Here is a 14,977-nt window from a genome sequence, read left to right as displayed (position 1 = left end):
ACCGGTGGCGCGGGCGGCCGGAGCGGCCTTGGCCGGCGAGGTCGCCTTCCGGCGGGCCGACGTGGTCTTCTTCGCCGCGGCGGTCTTCTTCGCCGCCGTGGTCTTCTTCGCCGCCGGGCGACCGGCCGGGCCGGTGCTCCGCCGGGCGGCGCCGCCGCGACCCTCCGACCGCATGGTCCGGGCCAGCGTCTTCACCAACTCCGGCTTGCGCAGCGCGGAGGTCCCGGAGACCCCACGCCGACGGAGCTGGCTCCGGATGTCGTCGACCTTCATCCGGGAGATGTCGGACTCCGACACCCTCGGGGTGTTCGGCGTCTGGTTACCGGTTTGCCGCTTGGTCCGGGTCGCAGTCGTGCCGCGACCTGAGCTGTTGCGCTGAGCCATGGGACACGCTCCTCGACAGTCCGTCCTCGGCTCGCGGTGGGTCCCCACACACACTCCGCACCGCGCGGTGCGGCATACCCCTCAGGAGGACTCCGAACCTCCGGCGGCCGAGCCGGCCGGCGTCGAGGGCTCGAAGAGGTGGGCGAACGCGGCCAGGTTGGCGGTCGACTCGCCGCGCTTGACCCGCCACTCCCACTCCCGCCGGATGGCGGTGCCGAACCCGATCTCCAGCATGCTGTCGAACGACTCGTCGGCGTAGGTCAGCACGGAGCCGAAGAGCCGGTCCAACTCGTCCGCGTCCAGCCCGGCCAGGTTGACCCGGCCGGTCAGGTAGACGTCGCCGACCGCGTCGATGGAGAACGAGACGCCGTACATCCGCGCGTTGCGCTGCAACAACCAGGCCCACAGCTCCTCGCGCCGCTCGTCGGGCTGGCGCATCACGAACGCCTCGATCCGCAGCGCGTGCTCACCGACGATCAGGTTGCAGATCGTCTTGAGCTTGTGCGTCCCCGGCAGGGTCACCGCGTACGACGCCTCGCCGGTGGACTCCCACTCCAGCTCACGCTCGGCACAGACGGCCTCGATCAGCGCGGCGACCTCACTCCTGCGGCTCATCGCACCCACTCTACGGTCGCCCGGCCCCGCCCGCCCGACGGCGAGCGGTCACCAGGAGCAGGTGAGGGCCGGGTCACCGAGGCGGCCGGCCAGCCGGGCCCGGTGCTCGGTGATCGCCTCCCCGTAGACCGCGAGCAACCCGGAGACGGTCCGCTGCCAGGAGAAGGCGCGGGCATGCCGCTCGGCACCCCGGGCCAGCGCGCCGCGGCGCAGCCGGTCCGGCAGGAGGCGGGCCAGCGCCCGCGCCCAGTCGACCGGGTCGTGCCCGTCGATCAGCGTGCCGCTGACCCCGTCGCGTACGGCGGTGACCAGCCCACCCACGGCGGCGGCCAGCACCGGTGTGCCGCACGCCTGGGCCTCCAGCGCGACCAGCCCGAAGGACTCGTTGTGCGACGGCACGGCGACCAGGTCGGCGGCGCGGTAGAGGTCGGGCAGGCGGTCGCCGGTCTGCGGCGGGAGGAAACGCACCCGGTCGGCGACACCCAGCGAGTGCGCCAGCTCCATCAGGGCGGTCGGCCGGTCCAGGCCGCTGCCGCTCGGGCCGCCGCAGATCACCACGGTGACCTCGTCGGCCAGCGCGGGCTCCCGCTCGCGCAGTGCGGCCACCGCGCGGACCAGCACGTCCGGTGCCTTGAGCGGCTGGATCCGGCCGACGAACGCCACCACGTAGCCGTCGGTCGGCAGGCCGAGGCGGCGGCGGGCGGCCCGGGCCGCGACGTCCCGGTCACCGGCGGCGGGGCGGAACCTCTCCAGGTCGACGCCCGGCTCGACCACGGCCACCCGGCCCGGTTCGGCCGCGTACCGGTCGAGCAGGTCACGGGCCTCCACCCGGGTGTTGGCGACCAGCCGGTCGGCCTCGGCGACCACCTGCTCCTCGCCGATGACGCGGGCCTTCGGCTCCGGCCGGTCGCCGGCGGCGAGCCGGGCGTTCTTGACCTTGGCCAGGGTGTGCGCGGTGTGCACCAGCGGCACGCCCCAGCGCTCCTTGGCCAGCCAACCGACCTGGCCGGAGAGCCAGTAGTGCGAGTGGATCAGGTCGTAGTGGCCCGGCGGGCGGGCCGCCTCGGCCCGCAGCACACCGGCGGTGAACGCGCAGAGCTGACCGGGCAGTTCCTCCTTGGTCAACCCCTCCAGCGGGCCGGCGGTGACGTGCCGGACGGTCACCCCGGGCGCCATCTCCACCACCGGGGGCAGGTCGCCGGAGGTGGCCCGGGTGAAGATCTCGACCTCGACGTCGGCCTCGGCCAGCCGCCGGGCGACCTCCAGGATGTAGACGTTCATCCCGCCCGCGTCGCCCGTGCCCGGCTGGTGCAGCGGCGAGGTGTGCACCGAGAGGGTGGCGATGCGGCGCGGCCGGGGCCACGGCAGGGCACCTCGCTGACGACCGACACCGGTGTGCAACTCCGCCACGTCCGCTCCCTCTGTCACGGTTGATGCCGTCCCGCACGACCGGCGCTTCTCGGTCAACCCGTACGCCGGATGTCATCTTCCCCATCGGGGTACGGAAATGCCTGCCGCGGGTCCCGAGCGTGACGGACCTCATCGCGGTGCGGGCCGGCGCGGCGGGAGAGAATGACCGGATGACCTCAGTCGCCATCGTCACCGGAGCGTCCAGCGGGATCGGGGCGGCCACCGCCCGCCGCCTGGCCGCCGAGGGTTTCCACGTGCTCGCCGCCGCGCGGCGTACCGACCGGCTGGCCGCGCTGGTCGCCGAGATCGAGGCGGCCGGCGGCGCCGCCACAGCGGTGGCGTGCGACGTGACGTCGGACGGGTCCGTCGCCGACCTGGCCGCCGCGGCCGACGCCGCACCCGGACCGGTCACCCTGCTGGTGAACAACGCCGGCGGCGCGCGCGGCCTGGACCCGGTGGAGACCGCCGACGTGGGCGACTGGCAGTGGATGTACGACGTCAACGTGCTCGGCACGCTGCGGGTCACCAAGGCGCTGCTGCCCGCGCTGGAGCGGTCCGGCGCCGGCACCGTGGTGATCGTCAGCTCCACCGCCGGGCACGTCGTCTACGAGGGTGGCGGCGGCTACACAGCCGCGAAGCACGCGCAGACCGCCATCGCCGGCACGCTCCGGCTGGAGCTGTGCGGCCGGCCGGTCCGGGTGATCGAGATCGACCCGGGCATGGTGCGGACCGAGGAGTTCGGCCTGGTCCGGTTCGGCGGGGACGCGGACCGCGCCGAGGCGGTCTACGCCGGCGTCGCCGAGCCGCTGGTCGCCGACGACGTGGCCGACTGCGTCGCCTGGTGCGCCACCCGGCCGCACCACGTCAACATCGACCAGCTCGTGGTCCGCCCGCTGGCCCAGGCAGCCCAGCACAAGGTGCACCGGACGTCCTGACCGTGGAGCCGCGCCGACCGCTCGGGGTCGTCACCCGGGGGACGACGAATCCGAACCGGCTCCGACGGGTCGACAACTGGATCGTCGAGACCTGCGGCGACGCGCTGCGCGCCGCCGCCGACCCGCTCGTGGTGGACCTGGGCTACGGCGCGACCCCGGTCACCCCGCTCGAACTGCGGGCCCGGCTCGCCACCCGGGTCCGCACGGACGTGCGGGTGGTCGGGCTGGAGATCGATCCGGTACGCGTGGCCGCCGCCGAACCGGCCGCGGACCCGCCCCGGCTCACGTTCGCCCGGGGCGGCTTCGAGCTGGCCGGGCTGCGCCCGGCGTTGGTACGCGCCTTCAACGTGCTGCGCCAGTACGACGAGAGCGAGGTCGCGGACGCCTGGCGGACGGTCACCGGGCGGCTGGCGCCCGGCGGGCTGCTGGTCGAGGGCACCTGCGACGAATTGGGCCGGCTCGGCGCCTGGGTGCTGCTGGACGCGGCCGGACCGCGCACACTCACCCTGGCCGCGAAGCTGACCACGCTGGAGAGCCCGGCGACGCTGGCCGAGCGGCTGCCGAAGGCGTTGATCCACCGCAACGTGCCCGGTGAGCGCATCCACGACCTGATCGGTGCGCTGGAGCACGCCTGGCGTTCCGCCGCCGGCTACGCCCCCTTCGGCCCTCGGCAGCGCTGGCTGCACGCCGTGGCGACGCTGAAGGAGTCGGGCTGGCCGATCCAGGACACCCCCCGGTCCTGGCGCCACGGCTACCTCACCCTCCCCTGGCCGGCCGTCGCCCCCTCCTGACCGCCCTCCCCGTCGATCTTGCACTTACTGCCCCCGATTTGAACCTTTGACCCGATTGGCGGGGTCCACGACTCCATGATCGCGCCAGCGCTCAGCGAGATCTTGGTACCAAAAGGCCCCTATAGGGGCCACTCCTTACCAAGATCTTCCTGGGTCCTGGAATGCGGGACGCTCTTCTCTCGATCCGGGAGAACCTGCGGGATATCCGCACTTGCCGCTCCGGTCTGACGACAGATCAGCAAGGTCTACGTTGGGCGCGGATCGCGGACGTAGGGCGGGGATCCGTTCTTCGAACACGCCAGCCGGGACAAAGCTGGGCAGAGCAGTCAAGACGGACCGGGGCAGCCCGCGGCCGCAAGGCCGGCCAGACGCCAGAGGCAGCCGGACCGAAGCGAGCCAGGACCGAAGCGGGATGCCGGGCCAGTGGACGCCGGGCGGTCAGATGGTGCAGTTGATCAGGACGGGCTCCGGGTGCAGGGGCACGCCGAAACGGGCGTGCACGCCGTCGCGGATCTCGCGGGCCAGGGCCACCAGGGCGGCGGTGCTGGCCACCCCGGACCGGTTCGTCAGCGCCAGCGTGTGCTTGCGGGAGATGGCGACGCCCTCCGGGCCGGCGTATCCCTTGCCGAAGCCGGCCTTGTCGATGAGCCAGGCGGCACTGACCTTCACCACGTCGCCGGCGCCCGGCCAGTGCGGCGGCTCGCCGAGGTCGGCGGCGCGCTCCCGGAGCAGCTCGTACGCCTCGCGTTCCAGCACCGGGTTGGTGAAGAACGAGCCGACCGACCAGGTGTCGGGGTCGTCCGCGTCGAGCACCATGCCCTTGCCGGCCCGCAGGCGGCGCACGGTGGACCGGGCGTCGGCCAGCGGCACCCGGTCGCCCACCTCGACGCCGAGCGCGCGGGCCAGCTCGGCGTAGCGGACCGGCCCGGAGAGCGGCGAGCGGGTGAGCCGGAAGTCGACCGAGAGCACCACCCAGCGGTCGCTGTACTTGAAGACGCTGCCCCGGTAGGCGAACCCGCAGTCCGCCGCCGCGATCCGCACGACCTCGTGGTGCGTGCGGTCGTACGCCTCGACCGCGACGATCGTCTCGGCCACCTCCTGGCCGTACGCGCCGACGTTCTGGATCGGCGTCGCGCCTGCCGATCCGGGGATGCCGGAGAGGCACTCCAGGCCCGACCAGCCGCGTTCGACGGTGGCCGCGACCAGGTCGTCCCAGGGTTCGCCGGCGGCGACACGTACCGTCACGGTGTCACCCTCCTCGGCGACGACCTGGAACCCGCGTGAGCGGACGAGCACGACGGTGCCGGGGAAGCCCTGGTCGCCGATCACCACGTTGCTGCCGCCGGCGAGCACCAGCACGGCCTCCTCGCGGGCCTCGGCCGCGCGTACCTTCCGGACGATCTCGTCGGCGTCGGTGGCGACCTCCAGCCGGCCGGCCGGGCCGCCGAGGCGGAGCGTGGTGTACCGCGCCAGGGAGGCCGGCCCGGTCGGGCCGGCGGCGGTCGTCGGTTCGGCGTAGACGTCTGACACGCCTTTCACCCTAGGCTGAGGGGTAGCCGCGGCACCCACTGGTGGCCCGGTCACCCCCGGGAGGATGGCGATGAGCAGACTGCACCACACGAAGGACTTCTGGATCGGCGCGCTGCGGACGGAGGGTCCGGCCTTCGCCGCGGCGGTGGCGGAGGCGCCTCCGGAGACACCGGTGCTGTCCTGTCCCGGCTGGACGGTCACCGACCTCGCCCACCATCTGACCCGCACCTACGTCTGGGCGGGGACGGTGCTGAGCGCCGGTTCCACCAGCCGTCCGGAGCGGCACGACCCGGAGCCGCCGGCCGGGCTCACCCCGGCCCAGTGGTACGCCCAGGAGTACGAGCGCTTGAACGCGCTCTTCGACGCGCTGGACCCGGAGGCGCCGGCCTGGAACTTCGCTCCCCAGCCGAAGAAGGCCGGTTTCTGGCCGCGCCGGATGGCGCACGAGACGGCGGTGCACCGCTGGGACGCCCAGCTGGCCATCGCCGCTGGTGAGCCGATCGAGGCCAAGCTCGCCGCCGACGGGGTGAGCGAGGTGCTCGACACCTGGCTGCCGGCGGGCCGGCGGACCCGACCGGGGCAGTGGCACGGCGTGGTGCAGCTGACCGCGACGGACGCCGCGCAGGAGTGGTACCTGCGGCTGCGCGGCGAGGGGATCGCGCTGCTGGACACCGCGACGATCCTGGACCACGACGACCACCGGGCCCGGGCCCAGGTCACCGGCACCGCCAGCGATCTGCTGCTGGCGCTGATGGGCCGGATCGGCTTCGACACGTTGGGGGTGGCCGGGGACCGCGGGCTGCTGGACGGCCTGCGGGTGGGCTGACACCGCACCTGATACGGGCGGAGAGGGGCGGTCATCGCCCCTCTCCGCTTTTTTCGGGCGCTCAGAGAGCGCTCTCTTGACAGGAACGGAGCCACCCACCACGCTGTCGTGAGAGCGCTCTCTGAGTACCGGAACCGCCTTCCACCACCCGTTACGACCCCGAGAGGTCAGGACAGCATGCTCACCTTCACGCGCCGTCGACTGGCGGCGGTGGCCCTGGTCGCCGCCACCGCTCTGCTCGGCACCACCGCCTGCGGCGGCGGCGACGAGGCCGCCTCCGACGGGCCCATCACCCTCACCGTCGACACCTTCGGCCAGCTCGGCTACGCGGATCTCTACCAGGAGTACATGGCCAGCCACCCCGACGTGAAGATCGTCGAGCGGGGCACCGGCAGCAACCTCGACGAGTACTCGCCGAAGCTCACCCAGTGGCTCGCCGCGGGCAAGGGCGCCGGTGACATCGTGGCCATCGAGGAGGGGCTGCTGGTCGAGTACAAGGCCAACCCGCAGAACTTCGTCAACCTGCTCGACCACGGCGCGGGCGAACTGAAGGGCAACTTCCTCGACTGGAAGTGGAACCAGGGCCTCACCGCCGACGGCAAGCAGCTCATCGGCCTCGGCACCGACGTCGGCGGCATGGCCATGTGCTACCGCAAGGACCTGTTCGCCAAGGCCGGGCTGCCCACCGACCGGGAGGCCGTGTCCAAGCTCTGGCCCACCTGGCAGGACTACATCAGGGTCGGCGAGCAGTTCACCGCGAAGAAGACAGGCGCCGCGTTCCTCGACGCCGCGACGAACACGTTCAACACCATCCTGCTCCAGAACGCCGGCAACACCACCGGCTACAGCTACTACGACACCGGCAACAACCTGGTCGTGGGCAGCAACCCGGCGGTGAAGCAGGCGTACGACACCACGATGGACATCATCGACTCCGGCCTCTCCGGCAAGTACGGCTCCTGGTCGGAGGAGTGGGTCTCCGCGTTCAAGCAGTCGAAGTTCGCCACCATCGCCTGCCCGGCGTGGATGACCGGGGTGATCGAGGGCAACGCCGGCCCGGCCGCCAAGGGCAAGTGGGACATCGCCCAGATCCCCGGCAACGGCGGCAACTGGGGCGGCTCGTTCCTCGCCGTGCCGAAGCAGAGCAAGCACCAGGCCGAGGCGATCGAGCTGGCCAAGTTCCTGACCAGCGCCAAGGGTCAGATCGGCGCGTTCAAGCTCAAGGGCCCGCTGCCCTCGTCGCCGCAGGCGCTGGCCGACCCGGCGATCCTCGACTCGAAGAACGCCTACTTCTCCGAGGCCCCGGTCGGCAGGATCTTCGCCGAGGGCGCCAAGAGCCTGAAGCCGGTCTACATGGGCCCGAAGAACCAGGCCGTCCGCACCGAGGTGGAGAACGCCGTGCGCACCGTGGAGCTGGGCAAGCGCTCCCCGCAGCAGGGCTGGACCGACGCGGTCGCCAACGCCGAGAAGGCCGCCGCCAAGTAACCCGAGCAGCGCGTGCGGGCGGTCCCGGTGACGGGTGCCGCCCGCACGGCGGAAAGGAATCCCGGGTCATGGCCGTCCAGCTCGACGCCCGCCCGCCGGTCGCACCGGCACCCCGACACAGCCGTCCCGTCCGGGGCGCCCGGCTCAGCCGGTTCGACACGAAGTACTCGCCGTACCTGTACATCGCCCCGTTCTTCCTGCTCTTCGGCGTCTTCGGGGCCTACCCGCTGGCGTACACGTTCTGGGTCTCGCTGCACGACTGGGACCTGCTCGGCGCCGAGCACCCGTTCATCGGGTTCGACAACTACAGCCAGCTGCTCGCCGACCCGGACTTCTGGCACTCGGTGGTCAACACGCTCGGCATCTTCGTCATCTCCACCGTCCCGCAGCTGCTGGCCGCGCTCTGGCTGGCCAACCTGCTCAATCGGCAGCTGCGCGCCCGCACCACCTGGCGGATGGCGGTGCTGGTCCCGAACGTCACCTCGACCGCCGCGGTGGCGATCGTCTTCGCGGTGCTGTTCGGTCGCGACTTCGGCATGATCAACTGGATGCTCGACCACGTCGGGGTGAGCGCGATCGACTGGAAGGCGAACAGGTTCGCCGCCTGGGTCGCCATCTCCACCATGGTCGACTGGCGGTGGACCGGCTACAACGCGCTGATCTTCCTGGCCGCCATGCAGGCCATCCCGCGCGACCTGTACGAGTCGGCGTCGATCGACGGCGCCGGCCGGGCCCGGCAGTTCTGGTCCATCACCGTGCCGCTGCTCAAGCCGACGATCGTCTTCGCGGTCATCATCTCCACCATCGGCGGCCTCCAGCTCTTCACCGAGCCCCGGATGTTCAACTCCGGCACCAACGCGATCCGCGGCGGGCCGCTGCGCGAGTCGCAGACGGTGACCATGTACATGTTCGAGAACGCCTTCGCCCCGCACTACAACTTCGGCTACGGCTCGGCCATCGCCTGGCTGCTCTTCGCGCTGATCGCGATCGTCGCGGCGATAAACGTCCTGCTCCTGCGCCGGCTCGGCGGCGGCTCCCGCAAGGAGGTCTCCCGATGAACCGCCTCTGGTCGGCCAGCCGACTCACCTACCTGGCGCTGACCCTCTCCGCGCTGCTGTCCATCTTCCCGATCTACTGGATGTTCGTGGTGGCCAGCCGCACCAGCGACGCGATGGGGCAGGTGCCGCCCCCGCTCACCCCCGGCGGCAACCTCGGCGCCAACATCGCCCGGCTGTTCGACAACACCGACGCCTACTTCCTCACCGGCCTGATCAACTCGACCATCGTGGCCGTCACGGTGACCGTCTCGGTGGTCTTCTTCTCCACCCTGGCCGGGTTCGCGTTCGCCAAGCTGCGCTTCCGGGGCCGCAACGCGCTGCTGCTGGCGATCATCGCCACCATGATGGTCCCCACCCAGCTCGGCGTCATCCCGCTCTACCTGCTGATGACGAAGCTCAACTGGAACGACCGGCTGCCCGCCGTGATCGTGCCGGCGCTGGTCACCGGCTTCGGCGTGTTCATGATGCGCCAGTACGCCGGCCAGGCGGTCAGCACCGAGCTGATCGAGGCGGCCCGGATGGACGGCTGCAACACCGCGCGGATCTACTGGAACGTGGTGCTGCCCGCGCTGCGTCCGGCCGCCGCCGTGCTCGGCCTGCTCACGTTCATGACCACCTGGAACGACTTCCTCTGGCCGTACGCGGTGCTCAACGACCCGGAGAACCCGACCGTGCAGCTGTCGCTGCGGGCCCTCTCCGACGGCTACTACCAGGACATGTCGCAGGTGTTCACCGGCACAGCCATCGCCACGCTACCGCTGCTGCTGGTGTTCGTCGTCTTCGGCCGCCAGATCATCGGCGGCATCATGGAAGGTGCGGTGAAGGCATGAGCGACGTGCGATTCCCGGAGGGCTTCGTCTGGGGGGCGGCCACCGCCGCGTACCAGATCGAGGGCGCCGCCCGCGAGGACGGTCGCGGCCCGTCCGTCTGGGACACCTTCAGCCGTACGCCGGGGGCGGTGTTCCAGGGCCACACCGGCGACGTGGCCTGCGACCACTACCACCGGTACGCCGACGACGTCGCGTTGATGGCCGAGCTGGGGCTGCGGGCGTACCGGTTCTCGGTCGCCTGGCCACGTGTCCGGCCGGACGGCACCGGCCCGGTCGAGCCGCGCGGCCTGGACTTCTACGACCGGCTCACCGACACCCTGCTGGACGCCGGCATCGACCCGATCGTCACGCTCTACCACTGGGACCTGCCGCAGGGGCTGGAGGACCGGGGCGGCTGGACCGTCCGGGAGACCGCCGAGCACTTTGCCGACTACGCGGTCGCCGTGCACCAGCGGCTCGGCGACCGGATCCGCACCTGGACCACGCTCAACGAGCCGTGGTGCTCGGCCTACCTCGGCTACGGCAACGGGGTGCACGCCCCGGGGCGGCGGGACGCCGGAGACGCGTTCCGGGCCGTACACCATCTGCTGCTCGGCCACGGCCTGGCCGCGCGGGCGCTGCGCGCGGCCGGCGCGGAGACGCTCGGGATCACGCTCAACCTGGCCGACGTGCAGCCGGCGGACGCCGACAGCGCGGCGGACGCCGAGGCGGTCCGGCTGGTCGACGGCCTGCACAACCGGATCTTCCTGGACCCGCTCACCGGCGCCGGCTACCCGGAGGACGTGCTGGCGCACGTGGGCCGGATCGTCCCGCCCGACTTCGTCCGGGACGGCGACGAGAAGGTGATCGCCGCGCCGCTGGACCTGCTCGGTCTGAACTACTACGCGCCCACCTACGTGGCCGGCCGGGCGGACGGCGGCGGAAGCGACGCGTACCCGGGCACCGCCGGCGCGGTCGAGTTCCTGCCGGCCGCCGGGTCGCTCACCGACATGGGCTGGTCGATCGAGCCCGCCGGGCTGACCCGGCTGCTGGAACGGGTCGCGGCCGACCACCCCGGGCTGCCGCTGATGATCACCGAGAACGGCGGCGCGTTCCCCGACTCCTCGCGCGACGAGCAGGGCCGGGTGGCAGACGCCGACCGGACCGCCTACCTCGACGGGCACCTGCGCGCGGCGCACGACGCCATCGCCCGCGGGGTCGACCTGCGCGGCTATCTCGTATGGTCGTTGCTGGACAACTTCGAATGGGCCGAGGGTTACCGGAAGCGCTTCGGGATCGTCCACGTCGACTACCTGACCCAGCGGCGCACGCCCAAGCAGAGCGCCCGCTGGTACCAGGAGGTGATCGCCCGGAACGGGCTGTGACGAGGTGGTGGTAACGGGGATGACGACGGCACAGCGGCCGACCCTGGAGGCGGTGGCCCGGCGGGCCGGCGTGTCCCGGGCCACGGTCTCCCGGGTGGTGAACGGCTCCACCACCGTGGCCGAGTCGATCCAGCAGGCGGTGCGCCGGGCGGTCGAGGAACTCGGGTACGTCCCGAACCTCGCCGCCCGCAGCCTGGTCACCCAGCGCACCGACTCGATCGCGCTGGTGATGCCCGAGGCGGCCACCCGGGTGTTCTCCGACGACCAGGTCTTCCCCGGCATCATCCGCGGCGCCGCGCAGGAGTTGGAGGCGGCGGACAAGCAGCTCGTGCTGATGCTGGCCGGCTCGCCGGCCGGGCACGAACGGGTCGAGCGGTACACCACCGGGCGGCACGTCGACGGCGTGCTCTTCGCCTCGCTGCACGGCGAGGACCCGCTGCCCGGCCGGCTGGCCCGGCTCGGCATCCCGGTGGTGTGCGGCGGACGGCCGCTCGACGGCGGTGACGTGCCCTACGTGGACGTCGACCACACCGGCGGCGTGGCCACGGCGGTGGAGCACCTGATCACCACCGGCCGGCGGCGCGTCGCCACCATCGCCGGCCCGCAGGACATGGTGGCCGGCATCGAGCGCCTGATCGGCTACCGGACCACGGTCACCGCGGCCGGGCTGCCCGAGCTGGTCGCGTACGGCGACTTCACCCGGGAGTCCGGCACCGCGGCGATGCGCGAGCTGCTCGCCGCCGACCCGGAGCTGGACGCGGTGTTCGCCGCCTCCGACCTGATGGCGCACGCGGCCATGCGGGCCCTGCGCGAGGCCGGCCGGCGGGTGCCCGACGACGTGGCGGTGATCGGGTTCGACGACATCGAGACGGCCGCGTACACCGAGCCGCCGCTGACCACGGTGCGGCAGCCGATAGTGGAACTGGGGCGGTCGATGACCCGGCAACTGCTGCGGATCGCCGCGGGCGAGGACGTCGAGCAGGCGCTGGTGCTGCCGACCCAGCTGGTCCTGCGCGACTCCGCGTAAGGAGGGGCCCCCTGTTAACGCCTCCGGTAGAGGAGGGGGCCCCGCTTAACAAACCGGTCGCGACCTCGACGAGGCGTGGCTAGGGTCGCCCGGATGACTGATGTCGAGATCCGTCCTGCCCGTGCCGAGGACGCGCCCGCCGTGGTGGCGTTGCGCGCGCTCGTCTACCCGTACCTGGTGCGTGGCGTCGAGTCGACCCGCCGCATGATCGCCGAGCCACCACCGGGCGAGGACTGGGCGGCCTGGGTCGCCGAGGCGGACGGGCAGGTCCTGGGCTGGGTGTCGGCGTACCGCAACACGCAGACCTCGAAGCCCGGCGTGGGCGAGATCGCCCTGCTGCACGTGCACCCGGAACACCGCCGCCGGGGCACCGGCACCACGCTGTTCGACACCGCGCTCGGCCACCTGCGGACGCTCGGGTCCACCCGGGTGCTCACCCACGCGCGTACCGAGTCGCTGCCGTTCGCGCAGCGGCACGGCTTCACGCCCAGCCGGGAGCTGCGCTACTCGGCGCTCGACCTGACCACCGCCCCGCCGATGCCGCAGGTGCCGCCGGGCGTACGGCTGGTGTCCGCCGCCGGGCTCGACCCGCGCCAGGTGCACCGGGTCGACGCCGAGGCGTCCCGGGACGAGCCGGGGGACGTGCCCACGGACTCGCTGGACTTCGAGCTGTGGCGCCACGAGTGCTGGGACAACCCGGGGCTGGACCGGGAGGCGAGCACGCTCGCCGAGGTGGACGGCGAACTGGTCGCGCTCAGCCTGGTGAAGCGGGACGGCGACCGGATGTGGTCGGACTTCACCGGCACGCTGCCCGCGTACCGGGGGCGAGGGCTGGCCCGGCTGGCCAAGCAGGCCGCGCTGCACACCGCCGCGACGCGCGGGGTGCGGACCGCGTACACCTCGAACGACGAGGCGAACGCGCCGATGCTGGCGATCAACGCCCGGCTCGGCTACCGGCCGGTGGACAGCCAGTGGTCGTGCCGGCGCACGCTCAGCTGAGCGCGGCGGCGACCCGCACCGCGGTCGCGTACGTGTCCGGCCCGAACAGCACCAGCCGGGCCTCGACGACGTGCGCCGGGGTGGCCGCGTGCAGCACGGTCAACGCCTGGGCGACCGCGTCCTCGACCGGCCAGCCGTAGATCCCCGCCGAGATCAGCGGGAACGCGACCCGCGCCGCGCCCAGCTCGTCGGCGATCCGCAGGCTGTTGGCGTAGCAGTCGCGCAGCAGCGCCGACCGGTCCTCGCGCGGGGAGAAGACCGGCCCGACCGTGTGCACCACCCAGCGCGCCGGCAGCTCGCCGGCCGTGGTGGCGACCGCCTGGCCGGTGGGCAGCCCCCGCCCGTAGTGGGAGGCGCGCAGCGCCCGGCACTCGGCCAGGATCGCCGGCCCGCCGCGCCGGTGGATCGCGCCGTCCACTCCCCCGCCGCCCAGCAGGGACGAGTTGGCGGCGTTGACGATCGCGTCGACCCGCTGCGCGGTGATGTCCCCCTCGATCAGCACCGTGTCCATCTCACCGCTCCTCGACGTGTTGGCCGAGCGACCGGCGGGCCAGCAGCGCGGCCCCGGCGACGGCGGCCGGCATGACCAGCACCGCGCCGAGGGGGATCAGGAAGCACAGGAAGACCGCCACCCCGAAGCCGAGCGCGGTCGGCCGGTCGGCCCGCAGCCGTACCCGCCGGTCCGGCAGCCGCATCCCGCGCCGCTGGAACGGCGCGCCGACCAGCTCCAGCGCCAGGAACCAGCCACCCACTCCGGCACCGACCACCGGGACCACCGTCTGTCCCACCACCGGAACGAAACCGGCCGCGAACAGGGGTACGCCGATCAGCGCGGACAGCGCCACCAGGCGCAGCGAGTCGGCGACGCTGCGCCGCATCGAGGACCAGAACGGCACGTCCACCGCGCCGGGGGTGCCGCCGAGCCGGTCCTCGACCCGCTCGGAGATGGCCTCGTAGAACGGGTCACCGATGACGAGCGTGACGGCGGTGAACGTGAGCACCCCGACCAGCCCGGCCACTCCGACCACGGCCAGGCCGGCGGCGACCCGGAGCAGCCCGCGCCAGGTCGACGACCAGTCGTCGGCGAACGGGGTGAGCCAGGCGGCCAGGTCGTCCACGAAGTAGAGCAGCGCGGCGAGCAGGGCCAGGTAGAGCGCGCCGGAGATCAGCGCCGGGATCACGCCGAGCAGCATCAGTTTCGGGCTGCGGACGTACATGCCGAAGCCGCGCAGCAGCAGGCCGGCGCCGCCGAGGAAGCGGGTGGCCGCGCCGGTTACGGGCGCGACGGTACGGGAGGCGTTCACGACGGCACAGCCTAGTGCGCCGCCGCACGCCGCCCGGGTGTTAGGAAGGGCCCCCTCCAATCCGTATGCGTTAAGAGGGGGCCCTTCCTTACACAATGGGTGGGTGCGTGCGTCGCGACTCATCTCGTTGGTGCTGCTGCTCCAGTCCCGGGAGACGATGACGGCCGCCGAGCTGGCCCGCGAGCTGGAGGTGTCCGAGCGCACCGTCTACCGCGACGTGCTGGCGCTCTCCGCCGCCGGCGTCCCGGTCTACGCCGACCGGGGCCGGGCCGGCGGCTACCGGCTGCTCGGCGGCTACCGGACCCGGCTCACCGGGCTGAGCCGGGACGAGGCCGAGGCGCTGTTCCTGGCCGGCCTGCCCGGGCCGGCCGGGGACATGGGGCTCGCCGACGCGGTGGCGGCCGCCGAGCTGAAGGTGC

Annotated in this window: 15 protein-coding genes and 1 pseudogene; 10 read left to right on the top strand and 6 right to left on the bottom strand. The window is 72.7% G+C overall.

What is annotated here, in order from left to right:
- The 3 genes and pseudogenes from HUW36_RS34425 to mshA all read right to left on the bottom strand — a co-directional run.
- A pseudogene (locus HUW36_RS34425) lies at positions 1-384 on the bottom strand (hypothetical protein); the annotation flags it as partial.
- Between the two features lie 81 nt (positions 385-465).
- The gene (locus HUW36_RS12055; RefSeq protein ID WP_174528231.1) at positions 466-999 is read right to left on the bottom strand and encodes a type III secretion system chaperone family protein; all 534 of its coding nucleotides are present in this window, start codon (positions 997-999) and stop codon (positions 466-468) included.
- Between the two features lie 48 nt (positions 1,000-1,047).
- Positions 1,048-2,409 (bottom strand): D-inositol-3-phosphate glycosyltransferase, encoded by a 1,362-nt coding sequence (mshA, locus tag HUW36_RS12050; protein ID WP_174528230.1) that lies wholly within the window; start codon positions 2,407-2,409, stop codon positions 1,048-1,050.
- A gap of 170 nt (positions 2,410-2,579) precedes the next feature.
- Here mshA and HUW36_RS12045 point away from each other — a divergent pair, with 170 nt between their 5' ends.
- Together HUW36_RS12045 and HUW36_RS12040 are read left to right on the top strand one after the other, a co-directional pair.
- Positions 2,580-3,344, top strand: coding sequence for an SDR family NAD(P)-dependent oxidoreductase (locus HUW36_RS12045; RefSeq protein ID WP_174528229.1), 765 nt, complete (start codon positions 2,580-2,582; stop codon positions 3,342-3,344).
- Between the two features lie 2 nt (positions 3,345-3,346).
- The gene (locus HUW36_RS12040; protein ID WP_174528228.1) at positions 3,347-4,135 is read left to right on the top strand and encodes a class I SAM-dependent methyltransferase; all 789 of its coding nucleotides are present in this window, start codon (positions 3,347-3,349) and stop codon (positions 4,133-4,135) included.
- Positions 4,136-4,573: 438 nt separating this feature from the next.
- On the opposite strand, the gene HUW36_RS12035 is transcribed toward HUW36_RS12040, so the two are convergent.
- Positions 4,574-5,665, bottom strand: coding sequence for a UDP-N-acetylmuramate dehydrogenase (locus HUW36_RS12035; protein WP_174528227.1), 1,092 nt, complete (start codon positions 5,663-5,665; stop codon positions 4,574-4,576).
- Between the two features lie 70 nt (positions 5,666-5,735).
- Here HUW36_RS12035 and HUW36_RS12030 point away from each other — a divergent pair, with 70 nt between their 5' ends.
- From HUW36_RS12030 to HUW36_RS12000, 7 genes are all read left to right on the top strand, one after another.
- The gene (locus tag HUW36_RS12030; protein ID WP_174528226.1) at positions 5,736-6,491 is read left to right on the top strand and encodes a maleylpyruvate isomerase family mycothiol-dependent enzyme; all 756 of its coding nucleotides are present in this window, start codon (positions 5,736-5,738) and stop codon (positions 6,489-6,491) included.
- A 177-nt stretch (positions 6,492-6,668) separates the two neighbouring features.
- A complete protein-coding gene (locus HUW36_RS12025; RefSeq protein WP_174528225.1) occupies positions 6,669-7,976 on the top strand; it encodes an ABC transporter substrate-binding protein in 1,308 nt (435 codons plus the stop codon).
- Positions 7,977-8,044: 68 nt separating this feature from the next.
- Positions 8,045-9,034, top strand: coding sequence for a carbohydrate ABC transporter permease (locus tag HUW36_RS12020; RefSeq protein WP_174528224.1), 990 nt, complete (start codon positions 8,045-8,047; stop codon positions 9,032-9,034).
- Positions 9,031-9,864 carry a carbohydrate ABC transporter permease gene (locus HUW36_RS12015; RefSeq protein WP_174528223.1) on the top strand — a complete coding sequence of 278 codons (834 nt, stop codon included), beginning with the start codon at positions 9,031-9,033 and terminating at the stop codon, positions 9,862-9,864. Before HUW36_RS12020 ends, HUW36_RS12015 begins: the two co-directional genes overlap by 4 nt.
- A complete protein-coding gene (locus HUW36_RS12010; protein ID WP_174528222.1) occupies positions 9,861-11,228 on the top strand; it encodes a GH1 family beta-glucosidase in 1,368 nt (455 codons plus the stop codon). The genes HUW36_RS12015 and HUW36_RS12010 overlap by 4 nt, the downstream gene beginning before the upstream one ends.
- A gap of 19 nt (positions 11,229-11,247) precedes the next feature.
- On the top strand, positions 11,248-12,255 hold the full coding sequence (locus HUW36_RS12005) for a LacI family DNA-binding transcriptional regulator (RefSeq protein WP_174528221.1): 1,008 nt from the start codon (positions 11,248-11,250) through the stop codon (positions 12,253-12,255).
- 93 nt (positions 12,256-12,348) lie between these two features.
- Complete coding sequence (locus HUW36_RS12000) at positions 12,349-13,254, top strand: GNAT family N-acetyltransferase (protein ID WP_174528220.1); 906 nt, start codon at positions 12,349-12,351, stop codon at positions 13,252-13,254.
- Here the strand turns inward: HUW36_RS12000 and HUW36_RS11995 are convergent.
- Together HUW36_RS11995 and HUW36_RS11990 are read right to left on the bottom strand one after the other, a co-directional pair.
- Positions 13,247-13,765 carry an O-acetyl-ADP-ribose deacetylase gene (locus HUW36_RS11995; RefSeq protein ID WP_174528219.1) on the bottom strand — a complete coding sequence of 173 codons (519 nt, stop codon included), beginning with the start codon at positions 13,763-13,765 and terminating at the stop codon, positions 13,247-13,249. The genes HUW36_RS12000 and HUW36_RS11995 overlap by 8 nt on opposite strands.
- A gap of 1 nt (position 13,766) precedes the next feature.
- Positions 13,767-14,558: an EI24 domain-containing protein gene (locus HUW36_RS11990; RefSeq protein ID WP_174528218.1), complete on the bottom strand. Its 792-nt coding sequence runs from the start codon at positions 14,556-14,558 to the stop codon at positions 13,767-13,769.
- Between the two features lie 103 nt (positions 14,559-14,661).
- On the opposite strand from HUW36_RS11990, the gene HUW36_RS11985 reads away from it, so the two are divergent.
- A partial coding sequence (locus HUW36_RS11985) for a helix-turn-helix transcriptional regulator (RefSeq protein ID WP_174528217.1) occupies positions 14,662-14,977 on the top strand: 316 nt, incomplete at its 3' end.

It is taken from the genome of Micromonospora maritima, assembly GCF_902825405.1.
In the GTDB taxonomy this organism is placed as follows: Bacteria; Actinomycetota; Actinomycetes; order Mycobacteriales; family Micromonosporaceae; genus Micromonospora; species Micromonospora maritima.
This window is presented reverse-complemented; position numbering and strand designations above follow the sequence as displayed.